Here is a 14175-nt window from a genome sequence, read left to right as displayed (position 1 = left end):
AAAATAACTGTCAAAAACTTTGTAGAAAAATTGTCGGAAACGTCTTGAAAATTGCGAAAAGGTCCTCTATAATGAAACTATGCGTGGTAGTACTGGGCGTACCGATGAGAGCGGCGGGCCCGGTCGAATGCAAACGGCAGGGGAGCCCCCCTGCTGCGTGGCATCAATTTGTCAAAAGGAGAGTATGATTATGACCTATTCGCAGCAAGTACAGAATATGTGCCCGATCACCAAAGGTCCTAAGCATGGTCCGGCTCCCATCCCCGAAGAGGGCGCATGGGTCAAGGCCTATGAAGTGAAGGACATTAGCGGCTACACCCACGGTGTGGGCTGGTGCGCACCGCAGCAGGGCACCTGCAAGCTGTCCCTGAACATCAAGAACGGCGTCATCGAAGAGGCTCTGGTGGAGACCATCGGCTGCTCCGGCATGACCCACTCTGCTGCTATGGCTGGCGAGATCCTGCCCGGCAAGACCATCCTGGAAGCTCTGAACACCGACCTGGTGTGCGACGCCATCAACGTGGCCATGCGCGAGCTGTTCCTGCAGATCGTCTACGGCCGCAGCCAGACCGCTTTCTCTGAGGACGGTCTGCCCATCGGCGCAGGTCTGGACGACCTGGGCAAGGGCCTGCGTTCCATGACCGGCACCATCTTCTCCACCAAGGAGAAGGGCGTCCGTTACCTGGAGCTGACCGAGGGCTACATCAACAAGCTGGCTCTGGACGAGAACAACGAAGTCATCGGCTACCAGTTCGTCAAGCTGGGCAAGATGATGGAGGATATCCGTCACGGCAAGACCCCCAATGAGGCATACGAGAAGAACGTGGGCACCTACGGCCGCTTCAGCGCTGAGCAGGGCGCGGTCAAGTACATCGACCCGCGTGAGGAATAAGAGAGGAGGAACAACGCATGGCAACTTTTGAATCTATGGATCGCCGCATGCCGAAGATCGAGGCATGCCTGAAGGCCAACGGCCTGGAGTCTCTGGACGCTTGCAACGAGATGCTCCTCGCAAAGGGCATCGACTGCGACAAGATCGTCCGCGGTGTGCAGCCCATCTGCTTTGATAACGCTGTCTGGGCATACACCCTGGGCACCGCCATCGCTGTGAAGCGCGGCCTGACCGACGCTGCCGAGTGCGCAGCTGCCATCGGCGAGGGCCTGGAGGCCTTCACCATCCCCGGCTCTGTCGCAGAGCAGCGCCAGGTCGGCCTGGGCCACGGCAACCTGGGCGCTCGTCTGCTGAGCGAGGACACCACCTGCTTCGCTTTCCTGGCAGGCCACGAGTCCTTCGCTGCTGCTGAGGGTGCCATCGGCATCGCCCGCACCGCAAACAAGGTCCGCAAGACCCCCCTGCGCGTCATCCTGAACGGCCTGGGCAAGGATGCTGCTTACATCATTTCCCGTATCAACGGCTTCACCTATGTGCAGACTGAGTACGACATCCCCTCTCAGACCCTGACCGTCGTCAAGGAGATCCCCTTCTCCAACGGCGAGCGTGCAGCCGTCAAGTGCTATGGCGCAAACGACGTCATGGAGGGTGTTGCCATCATGAAGAAGGAGGACGTTCAGTGCTCCATCACCGGCAACTCCACCAACCCCGTCCGCTTCCAGCACCTGGTCGCCGGCACCTACAAGAAGTGGGCCATTGAGAATGGCAAGAAGTACTTCTCCGTCGCTTCCGGCGGCGGCACGGGCCGTACCCTGCACCCCGATAACGTCGCAGCCGGCCCTGCCAGCTACGGCCTGACCGACTCTCTGGGCCGCGTCCATGGCGATGCGCAGTTTGCAGGTTCTTCTTCTGTGCCTGCACACGTTGAGATGATGGGTCTGATCGGCATGGGCAACAACCCCATGGTCGGTGCTACCGTTGCCTGCGCTGTTGCTGCTGCTCAGGCAAACGCATAAGTTCGTTTTTGAAATAAGCGTTTCAGCGGTCTCCCGGAACACTCCGGGAGACCGTTTTTGCATTTTCAGGGGCCAGAACTCCACAAAAACTTCCCTTTTTGTTAAAAATGTGGGGAAATGAAATTTGGACGCTTGTGCAAGCTGGGAAAATGCGATACACTACACTTATACAAGTCTGCAACCTGCCGGGCGGTCTGCCCGGACATATAGGAGGAGCATAGCAACATGAACTGGAAAAAGAAGAAGGACACCCCGGAAGCGCAGACGCCCGAAGCAGCTGCCGCAGGGAAGGGCCCGGTCCCGTTCCTGAAAAAGAACTGGAAGTGGCTGGTGCCGGTGCTCTGCGTGGCAGTGGCAGGCGGCGTGTTCCTGCTCCGGCCCCAGCAGGCCAAGCCTGCGAGTGTGGATGCCAGCTACACGGAGGCCGCCCCGGAGCGCCGGGATGTGACCAACACCCTGAGCGGCACCGGTACGCTGAACCCCGCCAATACCTACACCGTCAAGAGCCTGGTGGATGGCAAGGTGCTGACCGGCACCATTGAGGAAGGCAACATCGTGGAGGAGAGCAACGTGCTCTACACCATCGACAACTCGGACGCTTCCACCAACTTTGAAAAGGCCGAGATCGCCATGCAGCAGGCGCAGCGCAGCTACGATAAGGTCGTGGACCGCCAGTATGTCCGCGCCGAGGTGGCGGGCGTGGTGAGCAGCCTGAAGGTGACGAAGGGCGATGAAGTGACCAGCGGCCAGGAGGTGGCTGTCATCCGCGACAGCTCCAGAATGCTGCTGACGCTGGAGTTCCCCGCAGCCGATGCGGCAAATTTCTCGGTGGGCCAGAGCGCCGCTGTGACGCTGGACGGCACTTTTGAGCAGCTGGACGGCACCGTGACCTCTGTGAGCGGCACCGATGCGCTGAGTGCTGGCAATCTGCTGACCCGCACCGTGACCATCACGGTGAAGAACGCAGGCGGCCTGACCACGGCGCAGGCGGCCACCGCCTCCATCAACGGGGTCAGCTCCATCGGCTCGGCCACCTTTGCCTATCAGGCTGAGCGCACTCTGACGGCGCAGGCGGCCGGCACGGTGACGTCCATCAATGTGCAGGAAGGCTCGGAAGTGGCGAAGGATGACATCATCCTCGGCCTGTCCGGCGACGACCTGACCGAGTCCATCCAGTCGGCGTCCGAATCCCTGCGCAGCGCGGAGATCTCGATGCAGAACCTGCAGGACGCCATGAACAACTACACCATCACCGCCCCCATCAGCGGCACCATCATTGAAAAGGACGCCAAGGTGGGCGATGCCGTCAAGGCCGGCGATACCCTCTGCATCGTCTATGACCTGAGCTATCTGGAAATGAGCATCAACGTGGATGAGCTGCAGATCAGCTCCATCTCGGTGGGCCAGCAGGTCCAGATCACCGCCGACGCGGTGCCGGATAAGACCTATGTGGGCACCGTGACCCGCGTTTCGATGAAGGGCGCCTCCAACGGCGGCACTACGACCTACCCCGTCAGCATCCGCATCGACGACACCGACGGCCTGCGCCCCGGCATGAACGCCAACGCGGAGATCGTGGTGGCCGAGGCGAAGAACGCCCTCGTCGTGCCCAATGCGGCGGTGGTGCGCGGCAGCTATGTGCTCGTCACAAAGGATTCCCCCAGCGCCGCCAACGCAGACACGGCGATGGAGGCCCCGGAGGGCTTCGTCTATGTGCCGGTCAAGACCGGTGTCAGCGACGACGACTATACCCAGATCGTCAGTGGCATCCAGGAGGGCGACACCATCGGCTACGACCCCAGCTCCGTCAGCAGCGACAGCTACTATGACGACGGCGGATATATCATGCCATTCTGATAGGAGGAACGATGAGCGCTCTGATCGAGTTTGATGAGGTCTGCAAGTATTACCAGATGGGTGATACCACGGTCAAGGCCGCAGACCACATCACCATGAAAATAGACAAGGGCGAGTTCGTCGCCATTGTCGGCCAGTCAGGCTCCGGCAAATCCACCTGCATGAACATCATTGGCTGCCTGGATGTGCCCACCCACGGCACCTACCGGCTCAACGGCAGGGATGTGGGCCGGATGAACCGCAACGAGCTGGCCTCCATCCGGAATGAGATGCTGGGCTTTATCTTCCAGCAGTACAACCTGCTGCCCCGGCTGAACCTGCTGGAAAACGTGGAGGTGCCGCTGGTGTATGCGGGCATCCCCCGCGCCGAGCGCCACCGCCGCGCCCGCGCCGTGCTGGAGCAGGTGGGCCTGGGCGACAAGATCCGGAACAAGCCCAATCAGCTCTCCGGCGGCCAGCAGCAGCGCGTTTCCATCGCGCGGGCGCTGGTGCGCAACCCGGCGGTCATCCTGGCCGACGAGCCCACCGGCGCGCTGGATTCGCACACCGGCCGCGAAGTGCTGGGGATGCTGCAGCAGCTGCATGAGGAGGGCCACACCGTCGTCCTCATCACCCACGACAATTCCATCGCCGTGCAGGCCGACCGCATCATCCGTCTGGAGGATGGCCGGGTCGTCTACGACGGCGATTCCCATGCGCCGGAGGCCATCGTGCAGCCCACTCTGCTGCCGGAGACCCCGGAAAAAACGGCGGAACAGGAGGTGCAGGCATGATCATCGAGACCTTCCGGCAGGCCATCCAGAATGTCTGGAGCAACAAGCTCCGCACCTTCCTGACCATGCTGGGCATCATCATCGGCGTTATGGCGGTCATCGTCATCGTCGGCCTGGGCAATGGCATGACCAAGAGCATGCGGGACAGCTTTTCCGCCATGGGAACCAACACCCTGAACATCAACGTCTGGGGCTATGGCTCCCGCACCATCTCGGTGGACGACGTCTATGCCATCGCCGAAAAGAACCCGGAGCTGATCCAGTCCGTCTCGCCCCAGATCGACTTCAGCGGCAGCGGCGACCTGAAGATCGGCACCAGCACCTACCGCTGGCTCAACATCTACGGTGTGGATGAAGACTACACCACCCTGAAGAACTACACCATTGCCAAGGGGCGCGGCCTGCAGTATATGGACATCAAAGACAACAAGCAGGTCTGCATCATCGGCGACTACCTCAACCGCGTGGCCTTCGGCGGCAACGGCGTGGGCCAGACGCTGAAGATCGGTGCCAACAAGTTCCGCATCGTGGGCGTGCTGGCCGCCAAGGTCAGCGACCCCAGCCTGCAGGAGGGCTCGGATGACGCCTGCGTCTACCTGCCCTACACCACGGTGATGCGCCTGTCCAACACGTCCACGAATCAGAGCTACATCGCCATCATGACCGACGAGAGCAAGGCCAACGATGCCAAGGCCGTGATGGAGGCGGGTCTGTACAACGTACTCAAGAGCGAGAACGCCTACTATGTGTACAGCGCCAGCGAGTTCCTGGAAGAGATGAACAAGATGATCCACATGGTCATCGTCATCCTCACCGGCATCGCCAGCATCTCGCTGCTGGTGGGCGGCATCGGCATCATGAACATCATGCTGGTGTCCGTCACCGAGCGCACCCGCGAGATCGGCATCCGCAAGGCACTGGGTGCCAAGGAACGGGTCATCCTGGCGCAGTTCGTGGTGGAGGCTGCCACCACCTCGGCGCTGGGCGGTTTCCTCGGCATCGTGCTGGGCTATGTCGTCTCGATGGCGGCCAACCGCATCCTGCCCATGGTCGCATCCGGCGTGGATGTCACCGTCAGCCCGTCGTTCAACTCCATCGCAGTGGCATTCGGCATCTCGGTGGGCATCGGTGTGCTGTTCGGCTACCTGCCCGCCAAGCGCGCCGCACGGCTCAACCCCATCGAAGCCCTGCGGTATGATTAAGGAGGTTCCCCAGATGAAAAAACGTCTTCTCGCATTCCTTCTCGCGGTCAGCATGGCCGTGTCGATGCTGGCGCTCCCGGCCGCAGCGGCGGGCAATGCCAACACCGCCGTGCAGCTGTCCATCACGCTGGACGGCATGGACTCCACCCAGACGGCGGCGCTGAACGCCGTGGTCACCCGCGGGGCCTTTGCCCGGATGCTGGTGGCCTATTCCACCTTCCGGGAGAGCGTAGGCTCGCAGGGGGCCGTGGGCACCCTGTACAAGGACCTGCCCGGCAGCTCGGCGTATGCGCCCTATGTCCGCATTGCGGTGCAGCAGGGCTGGATGAGCGGCTACACCGACGGCACCTTCCGCCCGGACAACGCCGTGACGCTGGAAGAGGCCGTCACGGCAGTGCTCAAGCTGCTGGGCTATAAGATGACCGACCTGAGCGGCTCCTTCCCGCAGGCGCAGCTGAACAAGGCCAGCGAGCTGGGTCTGCGCAATCAGCTGGAGCGTCAGCAGGGTGAGGCTCTGAATTATGAGGAGTGCGCCATCCTGTTCTACAATGCGCTCACGGCCAACGCCGCCAGCGGCAGTGCCTACGGCACCTCGCTGGGCTTCACGGTCTCGAACGGTCAGGTGGATACGTCCAGCGTCATGCTGAGCAGCCTGAAAGGCCCCTTCATCGCGGACGGCACCACGCAGCTGCCCTTTGCCCCTGTGAGCGTCTACCGCAACGACAAAGTCTCTTCTTCCGCTGAGCTGACGAAGTACGATGTGTATTACTACAGCGAAAGTTTACAGACTGTCTGGATCTATACCCGCCGCGCGGCAGGCCGCATCACGGCAGTCTCGCCCAGCGCCAGCGCCCCGACGTCCGTGACCGTGGCGGGCAGCACCTACACCCTCGGCTCCTCGGCCGTGGCCTCGCAGGTGTCCTCCCTGAACGGCGGCGGCGTGGGTCAGGTCGTGACCCTGCTGCTGGGCATGAACAATGAGGCCGCCGGCATCGTGACCGGCGAGGAGGCCGACAGCGTCTTCTACGGCGTCGTCCAGTCTTCCGCCCGCAGCCTCATCGAGGAGAACGGCGCGGACGTGCTGCAAAAAGTGGCCGTCCTCTGCACCGATGGCATCACCCGCACCGTGAATGTGGATAAAAGCCTGAATTTCCCGGCGGGCTGGCTGGTGGAGATCACCGTAGGCCCGGACGGCGAGAATGTGGAGCATGTCAGCGGCCGCTCGACCAGCGGCACCATCAACGAGAACGCCACGGCCCTGGGCGATGCCGCTCTGGCCGACGATGTAGAGATTCTGGATACGACTTCGGAGGGTGTGGCTGGGACGGTTCGTCCCAGCCGCCTATCGGGGGTCACACTGAGCAGTTCGGACGTCCGCTACTACACCGTCAATGAGGCTGGCCAGATCGACCGCCTCATCCTGAACGATGTGACCGGCGACCTGTGGAAGTACGGTGTGCTGGATGATGTGAAGAACCTCGCGGTCAATTACACCGACCTCAAGAGCTTCATCACCAGCTTCAACGCCGGTGCAAATTCGTCCGGCGGTTCGTCCACGGCGGGCGGAACCATCACCGGAACCACCACCGGTAACAAGAACGGGACAACGGGGTCTGCCGATTCCACGACGCAGGGGACCGTGACCGACCAGATCACGAGCCTTCTGGTGCCCACGACGAGCGAGATCCTGTGGGGCATCGTCTCCGGCGATATCCTCTCCACGGCCTGGCAGAAGCTGACCAGCAACACCGGTTCGCTGCTGAGCATCGGCTTCAAGCAGGTGGCCGAGATCACCGGCACCCCCTTCAAGCAGATCCTTCGGTTCATCGGCGGCGGCGCGACCTACGTGTGCTACGTGAACGGCGCGCCCGCCAGCTTCAGCACTGCCATCAAGTACCCGGTCATCGCGGGCGGCGTTGCAGTGCGGCAGGAGACCACCGGCTCGGTCAAGCGCATGGTCCAGCTGATGCCGCTGAAGATCGACCGCGTGGGTGCGGCGTCGGTGCTGTCGGGCAATACCCGCTATGAGATGGCCGACGATGCCCAGGTCTACCTGTGGTACAAGGGCCAGTATTACCCCACCAGATTGGCCTCCGTGAACACCGACGAGTACAAGCTCACCGGCTGGTACGACAACTTCGGCTGCACGGCAGGCAAAAAGGTGCGGGTCATCATCGCGGTCAAGAACGATTGATGCAAATCGAAAACAGCGGCGTTGGCCGCATTCTGCGGCAGCTGCGCTGGGTGCTTTACCCGCGCCGCTGCCCTTTTTGTGACCGGGTGCTGGGGTCGGTGAGCGCCTGCCCCGATTGCAAAGAGGAACTGGAAACGCTGCGCCGCCGCCCGACCTTTCGTCTGGCCAGGGAGCGGCACTACATCAAAAATCTGGAAGGTGCCGCCGCGCCCTACCGCTATGCGGGCTGCGTCCGGCGGGGTGTGCTGCGGGCAAAGTTCCAGGCTGCCCCGTGGGCTGCCGATGAGCTGGGCGTGGAGATGGCGCGGCTTCTGTTCGGGAGCAAAGTCCGGATGCGCGGCTTCGGGCCGGAGGTGGAGACCGTGCCCGGCCTTGCCATCGGCTACAACTGCGTGGTGCCGGTGCCGGCTTCCAGCCGGGTGCGCGGGTACAACGTGCCGGAGCGGATGGCCCGGTCCGTGGCCCGCGCGGTGGGCGTCCCGCTGGAGCCGAGGCTGCTGGTCCGTGCCCGCTCCGGCAAGCGGCAGGAGGGCCTCTCCTTCGATGAGCGGCTGGTGAATGTATCTGGCGCGTTCCGTGTGACAGACCCGGAACAGGTGGCAGGGAAGCGCATCCTTCTCGTGGATGATGTCATCACCACCGGTGCCACTGTGACCGCCTGCACCCAGGCCCTGCTGGCCGCCGGTGCCGAGAGCGTTTTCGCTGTGGCGCTGGCGACCGTGGAGCTCGACGCTCCGCGAAGCCCGACCGAAGCCATCTTGGAAAATTCTGAGGAGGATTTTTGAGAAAAGTGCTTGACAAAACCGCCCTCGTCGGGTATACTAAATGAGCTGTGAGCGACAGCCGCTTGCAGATATCCGGGTGTAGCGCAGTTTTGGTAGCGCGCTTGAATGGGGTTCAAGAGGCCGTGAGTTCGATTCTCGCCACTCGGACCATAAATCCAATGATTTCACATTAGAAATCGTTGGATTTTTTTGTTTGTGGGCTGACCTCATTTGGTTTTGACCACAATTTTGACCACAATGCCAAAGATTTTATCTGGTCTAATTAGTGTCGTTCCGTCCAATTTTCAGGCCGAAAACGCCTCACTGAACAACTGGATCGCACTCTGCCGAATGGATTCCTGAACATGGAGATAATGCTCAGTCATCTCGGTGTCGGCATGGCCTACGATGCTCTGGATGGTCTGAATATCCACGCCCAACGCCTGCATCTGCGACACATAGGTGTGGCGGCAGCTGTGCGGTGTGAGCAAGCGGACATCGCCCGCTTCTTCCAGAGATTTGCGGAACACATCTCGGAAATGGGTGGGATTGCAGGGCAAGCCGGTCTTGGGGCTTTCCCAGATGAACTGGTCGGTGGTATCCCGCAGCTTGATGGCACAGGGGCGGACATTCAGCGGCACCGGAATATCCCGGATACTGTCTTTGGATTTCGGACTGCCGATGCTGACCGTACCTTTTACGACCTTTACTGCCTGCCGGATGTGAATGACAGAGCCATCTTCTTCAATAAACTGCGGCTCCAAAGCCAGAAGTTCCTGCATTCTCATTCCAGTGCCGAGCAAAAGCCGGATGCTTAAGCCCATGCGGTCATCGGGGAGAACCTTCATTAAGTGGGCGACTTCCGCTGTGGTAAAGGCTTCCTTGCGCTTTGCGGTGCCGGTTGCCCGCATCTTTTCAGCAAGCCGGACCGGGTTGCGGCGCACAAGGTCATTGGCTTCTGCCTTTTGAAAGACTTGGTAGAGCATCCCTCGTGCCTTGCTGATGTAAGAATCTGAGCGGCCATCGCGCCGCATCCCTTTCAGGAAGTTTTCAATGTCGATGGGGCGTATGACGGTCAAGGGGCGATGATAAAATCCCTCTTTGAGCATTTTCAGGCAGTATTTGTAGCTTTCCTGTGTCGTGGGAGCGATATTATCCCTGTGACCCTCGAACCATGTATCAGCCCAATCCTCAAAGTACAGGATCGTGTCCAGCTGGACACCGCTGATAAGCGCATCCTGATACTCTTTCAGTTTGAGCTTGACCTCCTTCTGGGTCTTGCCATAGAAGGTCTTGAAGCGCGGCGAACCATCTTTCTGGTAGCCGTCCATCATACGTAATTCCCAGCGACCATCGCTGCGGTGGCGAAGCGTACCCTCGCCGTGTGAACGTTTGCTTGGCATATTGCCTCCTTCCTGATGTCAAGTCGTTTCGGGAATAGTATAGAAAAAGAAACCTCTTGAATCAAGGATGTCAGATCAGCCATTTACGCTGTCCGTGATCCACTGAAGAAAACGGTCTTTGGGTACAACCATCCGCTTACCGATGTGGAGCGTGGGAAAGCCGTCCGAACGGAGCAGGATGTAAGCGTTGGCGCGGGAGATGCCCAGCGCAGCAGCGACATGATCGGCTGTCAGGGTGATGGGAAGCTGGTCATACGAAGTGAACTGAGAGCGCATAGAATACCTCTTTTCTCTATATGTTGTGTTAAACGAATACAGGAACACTATATATTGCGCTTTGATATGTAACAAGGGGCATCTGCGGTTTGCGGATGCCCCTTGTGTATATGGGAGGTATGCCTGAAAATATCAGAATTTCATCGGCAGTGCGTCTTTTCTGCACTTGCCGTTGTAGGCGGTGTAGATGGGAAAAACGTATTTTTTCCATCCGCGCAGCTTTGCGGGGTCGTCCTGCCCGATGCGGTAAATATCGACCGGGTGGATGTTGCGCAGCGCACGGAGCAGCCGTTCTTCACTGAACTCGCCGTGGTACAGCTCCACAAAGTGCATCATGCCTTTCAGAACAGATGCCCGGAACGAATCCGGTTTGCCCTCCCATGCTGCCACGATCAGCCGCATCGTTTCACAGTAGAGCGGTTCGCCCATCTGCTTGTAGAGCCGGAAAGCCGTACCAACGCAGCCGATGCGGTAATCGGTCAGCTGCTGGCTGTCATAATTGAGACTCAACCCCACCCGGTTGGTGGCTGCGAGAAACGCCTTGGAAATGGCATCGCCGCCCACAACCTTGGCACGGAGCTTGATGCCTGCCGTCAGCGGCGCGGAAAAGCCGTTCTGCTCGGCAAAGAGCAGGGCTTCCTGCTCCACGGTCATGCCCGTGTACACCTTGCAGAGAATCGGCAGATCTTTGCCGCCGTTGCGGAGGATGCGCCCCTCGATGGTGTGCTGCCCATCCGTTACGATGAACTGACCGTTGCGGAAACTGACCTTCGGCTCATTTGCCACATATTCGTTGAAGTGGGCGGCGATCAGTTCCACACGCTTGCGCTCCACACCGCGCTGATACAGTTCGCGGGGGTAGACCAGCTTGCTGCTGTGGATGACCATGAGCTGGTACGGCGGGTTGACATGGATGAAGGGATTGTTGTTGTCTTTCAGGCGCATCGCATTTCCTCCTTGATCCTCCAGATGTACGTTTCGGCTTCTTTCAGAATTTCAGCAACCTGCTGCTTACGCTTTGGGATGGTGAGCAGGCTGGGGTTGAACGTGAAGCTATATTCCAGCCGCTGGATCATTGCGTGTACCGCAGCTTCCAGTTCGGTGTACAGCATCATGTCCTCAACGCTCCCGGCGTCCTCAAAGGACGATTTGATGGGCGTGTAAGGATAGATGGGCGGCTTGCCGTCAACCACCTCAGGCGGTGCGTAAGCCGCCGTAGAGCGGATGATGGGTGGAAGCCGCTGAATGCTCCCCATCGGGTTCAGGGCAAGACTGGCACGGACAGCATCATCCACCCGGCTCATTTCCTCCGGGGTGAGGTGTCCGAGGAATTTCAGCACCCTGCTTTTGTCTATGGTAAAGATCTGCTCTGCCTGAACGATGGACGGAACGGAGAGAAAATCGTTCACCAGCAGGCAGTGGGTCGGCTGGGTGTACTTTTTGGCTGCCTTGCTTGTCAATGTGGCTACGATCAGCGTGGGCGAGTAAAAATTTCCCACATCGTTCTGGAGAACGACTGCCGGACGATTCCCGCTTTGCTCTGAACCGATGGCGTTGTCGAAACGGGTGAAGAAAATGTCTCCGCGCTGGAATTTCCAGTTTTGAATCAATAGCTGTCCTCCTTTTGCAATATGTACACCACCCGTTGCACCTCCTTGGCAGTGGGCGGTGTGTTTGTTCAGCGGTTCATCACAACGTAGTCATGACCGCGCCGGGTCTGGCAGACAGTGCAAGTGTCCATGCTCCGGTCTGCGCTGGGAACAATGGCGATTTTGAACGCCTTGGATTCTACAAAACTACAAAGGCAGACACCGCAGAGCGTGCGGATGGACCGGATCATCTCCGGGGTCAGTTCCATTTCCTCGTAGATCGCTTGCTCTAAGGTGGTACGGTCGTTTTCGTTCATAAAACCTCCTATGTAGGACGAAAATGTGGATATATGGAATAAGTAAAAAGAACAGGCGTGGACGAAGGCCGAAAACAGCATTCGGCCACGCCTGATTTAATAAGTTAAGGTCTCGCATATTCGCCCTCGGCTCCCTGCGAGTGGGGCATAAACATCTGGCAGCGGACTTTTACCGCTTCATTGGCATTTCAGCCACCCCGTCTGCTCTGTGACCGGGCCGCGAATTACGGAAGTATCATTATCGGAGTACCAGATGACGGAACTATTCAGTTTTCAAGGTTCGTGAGCGGTCTGTGTGGCAGACCTTTCACTGTTAACAGAAAACAAGGGGTAAAACGGGGGGTGTTCTCAAAAATATTTTTTGAATTTTTTTCGAGCAGCCTGAATGGATTCTCTTACAGTGGTGCGATCAGCGTGTTGAACACGGGCAATCTCTGTGATGCTCATACCTTGAGCCAGCATCAAAATTCGCTGACGCTGGTTTTCACTTAAATGTGCAAGGCAGTCAAGCAGATGCTCCTGATCTTCCAGTTCCTCCATCAAATCATCCGGGGTTTTCTCGGAAACCAGATTTGTTCCCTCGTAATCCTCGGAATCCAAAGAAAAAGCCGTATGATAGCGTGAACGCTCGTTGCTGGCGTGTTCCATGCGGCGGGAATCGTAGATGACCTCCGCAATCTCGGCAGAAACAGTAATATTGACACTTTCACCAGTGACAAACTCGTAGTGAAGAATGCGAGAGTCCATGTGTAACCTCCAAATTTTCGATAAAACGTGAAATGTCGAAAATCTGGAGACACTACGGATATTTCGCCGCTTGGGGCAGCCATGAAAAGAGGGTAAACATAAAACCTGCTCCTTTTCGGGAGCAGGCTTCCTGAAGCTATAAAAAATAGCCGGACAACAGCCGACCGAAAGATTGAAGATCTTTCAGTCAAGCTGCTGCCCGGCCATTTGGTGCTACGTTTCATACATCACCCGGAGGTGACGGCCCGTTGCTCGGTGCGAACAGTCCATATTCAGGGTGCAATGCACCCGATTTTTTTTTAGAGGGTCACTTCTTTCTTCGGAATGATAAATCAATGCGGAGGAGTGTATTGCAGCGGTGACATTTCAGATGAATCGTGCCGCTGCATCCATCTATCTTTTGATAAAGCTTCATGCCGCATTTTTCGCAGAAACGCCAGCCTTCCATATGTTCTTTAAGTCTGTCTTTCATTATCACCCTGCCTCCATCAACGAAAGTGTGTGGCGATACGGAACATCGCTGGTCAGGATATGCAAATACTTCATACGATTTGCAAGAAGCTGACGCTGCACACCTAGTTGCCTCGCCATCTTCTTAAAACTAGGGTAGTTCATATCTAACTGCGATCTGGATATATGAGATAACGTGTCAGGGAACTGGAAGAATGCCATGGAGGCCCTCACAAGGCACTCTGGCAGCAAAAGACCTTCTGCAATAATGTCCGCACAGTCTTCTTCCAACTGGTCTGAAAGAGCCAGAAGTGGATAATAAATGTGCAAAAGCTGATGCCCGATTTCGTGTGCCAAAGTAAAGTTCCGCACTCCGGTGTTGTGGAAACCTGCCAGCGAGGAATCTATCACAATGTCTTTGGGGCGCAACGTGTCACAAATGATTGTGCCATCTTCTAGTTCCATTCGGATTATAAGGCGCTCATGTGCAGTCATGCCTAACATAGAGCCATCTTTAGATAGTGGGAACATCTTGATGCTACCGCCCATCAGTTCCATCACAAGCATATCCAAGTCTATCGCCTGCGGATGATTCCGTACAAACGGAACACGCTGATAATAATGAGCGATTACATGGTCTGCAACTTGCAGTAACTCATGCTTTGAACCAAAACAACTCATGTGTACGCCTCCCA

At 58.1% G+C, this 14175-nt stretch carries 15 protein-coding genes and 1 tRNA gene; 8 read left to right on the top strand and 8 right to left on the bottom strand.

The window, feature by feature from the left end; all coding sequences use genetic code 11:
* Window positions 1-190 precede the first annotated feature (190 nt).
* The 8 genes from DWY95_RS13005 to DWY95_RS12970 all read left to right on the top strand — a co-directional run bounded on the left by DWY95_RS13005 (window position 191) and on the right by DWY95_RS12970 (window position 8869).
* Window positions 191-892 (top strand): hypothetical protein, encoded by a 702-nt coding sequence (locus DWY95_RS13005; protein ID WP_097793551.1) that lies wholly within the window; start codon window positions 191-193, stop codon window positions 890-892.
* A gap of 17 nt (window positions 893-909) precedes the next feature.
* Window positions 910-1908, top strand: a complete 999-nt coding sequence (locus DWY95_RS13000) for a GGGtGRT protein (protein WP_097793550.1) — start codon at window positions 910-912, stop codon at window positions 1906-1908.
* A gap of 225 nt (window positions 1909-2133) precedes the next feature.
* Window positions 2134-3765, top strand: coding sequence for an efflux RND transporter periplasmic adaptor subunit (locus tag DWY95_RS12995; protein WP_118553814.1), 1632 nt, complete (start codon window positions 2134-2136; stop codon window positions 3763-3765).
* Between the two features lie 11 nt (window positions 3766-3776).
* Complete coding sequence (locus DWY95_RS12990) at window positions 3777-4538, top strand: ABC transporter ATP-binding protein (protein WP_118553813.1); 762 nt, start codon at window positions 3777-3779, stop codon at window positions 4536-4538.
* A complete protein-coding gene (locus DWY95_RS12985) occupies window positions 4535-5740 on the top strand; it encodes an ABC transporter permease (protein ID WP_118553812.1) in 1206 nt (401 codons plus the stop codon). Before DWY95_RS12990 ends, DWY95_RS12985 begins: the two co-directional genes overlap by 4 nt.
* A gap of 13 nt (window positions 5741-5753) precedes the next feature.
* Complete coding sequence (locus DWY95_RS12980; RefSeq protein ID WP_118553811.1) at window positions 5754-7934, top strand: S-layer homology domain-containing protein; 2181 nt, start codon at window positions 5754-5756, stop codon at window positions 7932-7934.
* Window positions 7934-8719 (top strand): phosphoribosyltransferase family protein, encoded by a 786-nt coding sequence (locus DWY95_RS12975; protein WP_118553810.1) that lies wholly within the window; start codon window positions 7934-7936, stop codon window positions 8717-8719. The genes DWY95_RS12980 and DWY95_RS12975 overlap by 1 nt, the downstream gene beginning before the upstream one ends.
* A gap of 72 nt (window positions 8720-8791) precedes the next feature.
* Window positions 8792-8869: transfer RNA gene (locus DWY95_RS12970), tRNA-Pro, on the top strand.
* A gap of 134 nt (window positions 8870-9003) precedes the next feature.
* On the opposite strand, the gene DWY95_RS12965 is transcribed toward DWY95_RS12970, so the two are convergent.
* From DWY95_RS12965 to DWY95_RS12935, 8 genes are all read right to left on the bottom strand, one after another.
* A complete protein-coding gene (locus tag DWY95_RS12965) occupies window positions 9004-10101 on the bottom strand; it encodes a site-specific integrase (protein ID WP_243082764.1) in 1098 nt (365 codons plus the stop codon).
* Between the two features lie 75 nt (window positions 10102-10176).
* Window positions 10177-10377 carry a helix-turn-helix domain-containing protein gene (locus DWY95_RS12960; protein WP_097786061.1) on the bottom strand — a complete coding sequence of 67 codons (201 nt, stop codon included), beginning with the start codon at window positions 10375-10377 and terminating at the stop codon, window positions 10177-10179.
* A 132-nt stretch (window positions 10378-10509) separates the two neighbouring features.
* Complete coding sequence (locus tag DWY95_RS12955; RefSeq protein WP_118553808.1) at window positions 10510-11322, bottom strand: DUF6551 family protein; 813 nt, start codon at window positions 11320-11322, stop codon at window positions 10510-10512.
* On the bottom strand, window positions 11313-11987 hold the full coding sequence (locus DWY95_RS12950; protein WP_118553807.1) for a type II toxin-antitoxin system PemK/MazF family toxin: 675 nt from the start codon (window positions 11985-11987) through the stop codon (window positions 11313-11315). The genes DWY95_RS12955 and DWY95_RS12950 overlap by 10 nt, the downstream gene beginning before the upstream one ends.
* A 68-nt stretch (window positions 11988-12055) precedes the next feature.
* Window positions 12056-12283 (bottom strand): hypothetical protein, encoded by a 228-nt coding sequence (locus DWY95_RS12945; protein ID WP_015538297.1) that lies wholly within the window; start codon window positions 12281-12283, stop codon window positions 12056-12058.
* A 348-nt stretch (window positions 12284-12631) separates the two neighbouring features.
* The gene (locus DWY95_RS12940; protein WP_118553806.1) at window positions 12632-13030 is read right to left on the bottom strand and encodes a sigma factor-like helix-turn-helix DNA-binding protein; all 399 of its coding nucleotides are present in this window, start codon (window positions 13028-13030) and stop codon (window positions 12632-12634) included.
* Between the two features lie 307 nt (window positions 13031-13337).
* Entirely contained in the window at window positions 13338-13502 is a 165-nt protein-coding gene (locus DWY95_RS17120; protein ID WP_155515296.1) for a hypothetical protein, read from the bottom strand.
* A gap of 2 nt (window positions 13503-13504) precedes the next feature.
* Window positions 13505-14161, bottom strand: coding sequence for an ImmA/IrrE family metallo-endopeptidase (locus DWY95_RS12935; RefSeq protein WP_158577564.1), 657 nt, complete (start codon window positions 14159-14161; stop codon window positions 13505-13507).
* Between the last annotated feature and the right edge of the window lie 14 nt (window positions 14162-14175).

Origin of the sequence: Faecalibacterium sp. AF28-13AC, assembly GCF_003478405.1 — a bacterium.
Classification (GTDB): Bacteria; Bacillota; Clostridia; order Oscillospirales; family Ruminococcaceae; genus Faecalibacterium; species Faecalibacterium prausnitzii_E.
The sequence above is the reverse complement of the archived record's forward strand: the minus strand, read 5'-3'. Positions and strand labels throughout refer to the sequence as shown.

Bases quoted from the DNA above. Each gene is read 5' to 3' on its own strand.
- DWY95_RS13005 (WP_097793551.1), top strand. From the start codon at position 191: ATGACCTATTCGCAGCAAGTACAGAATATGTGCCCGATCACCAAAGGT.
- DWY95_RS13000 (WP_097793550.1), top strand. From the start codon at position 910: ATGGCAACTTTTGAATCTATGGATCGCCGCATGCCGAAGATCGAGGCA.
- DWY95_RS12995 (WP_118553814.1), top strand. From the start codon at position 2,134: ATGAACTGGAAAAAGAAGAAGGACACCCCGGAAGCGCAGACGCCCGAA.
- DWY95_RS12990 (WP_118553813.1), top strand. From the start codon at position 3,777: ATGAGCGCTCTGATCGAGTTTGATGAGGTCTGCAAGTATTACCAGATG.
- DWY95_RS12985 (WP_118553812.1), top strand. From the start codon at position 4,535: ATGATCATCGAGACCTTCCGGCAGGCCATCCAGAATGTCTGGAGCAAC.
- DWY95_RS12980 (WP_118553811.1), top strand. From the start codon at position 5,754: ATGAAAAAACGTCTTCTCGCATTCCTTCTCGCGGTCAGCATGGCCGTG.
- DWY95_RS12975 (WP_118553810.1), top strand. From the start codon at position 7,934: ATGCAAATCGAAAACAGCGGCGTTGGCCGCATTCTGCGGCAGCTGCGC.
- DWY95_RS12965 (WP_243082764.1), bottom strand. From the start codon at position 10,101: ATGCCAAGCAAACGTTCACACGGCGAGGGTACGCTTCGCCACCGCAGC.
- DWY95_RS12960 (WP_097786061.1), bottom strand. From the start codon at position 10,377: ATGCGCTCTCAGTTCACTTCGTATGACCAGCTTCCCATCACCCTGACA.
- DWY95_RS12955 (WP_118553808.1), bottom strand. From the start codon at position 11,322: ATGCGCCTGAAAGACAACAACAATCCCTTCATCCATGTCAACCCGCCG.
- DWY95_RS12945 (WP_015538297.1), bottom strand. From the start codon at position 12,283: ATGAACGAAAACGACCGTACCACCTTAGAGCAAGCGATCTACGAGGAA.
- DWY95_RS12940 (WP_118553806.1), bottom strand. From the start codon at position 13,030: ATGGACTCTCGCATTCTTCACTACGAGTTTGTCACTGGTGAAAGTGTC.
- DWY95_RS17120 (WP_155515296.1), bottom strand. From the start codon at position 13,502: ATGAAAGACAGACTTAAAGAACATATGGAAGGCTGGCGTTTCTGCGAA.
- DWY95_RS12935 (WP_158577564.1), bottom strand. From the start codon at position 14,161: ATGAGTTGTTTTGGTTCAAAGCATGAGTTACTGCAAGTTGCAGACCAT.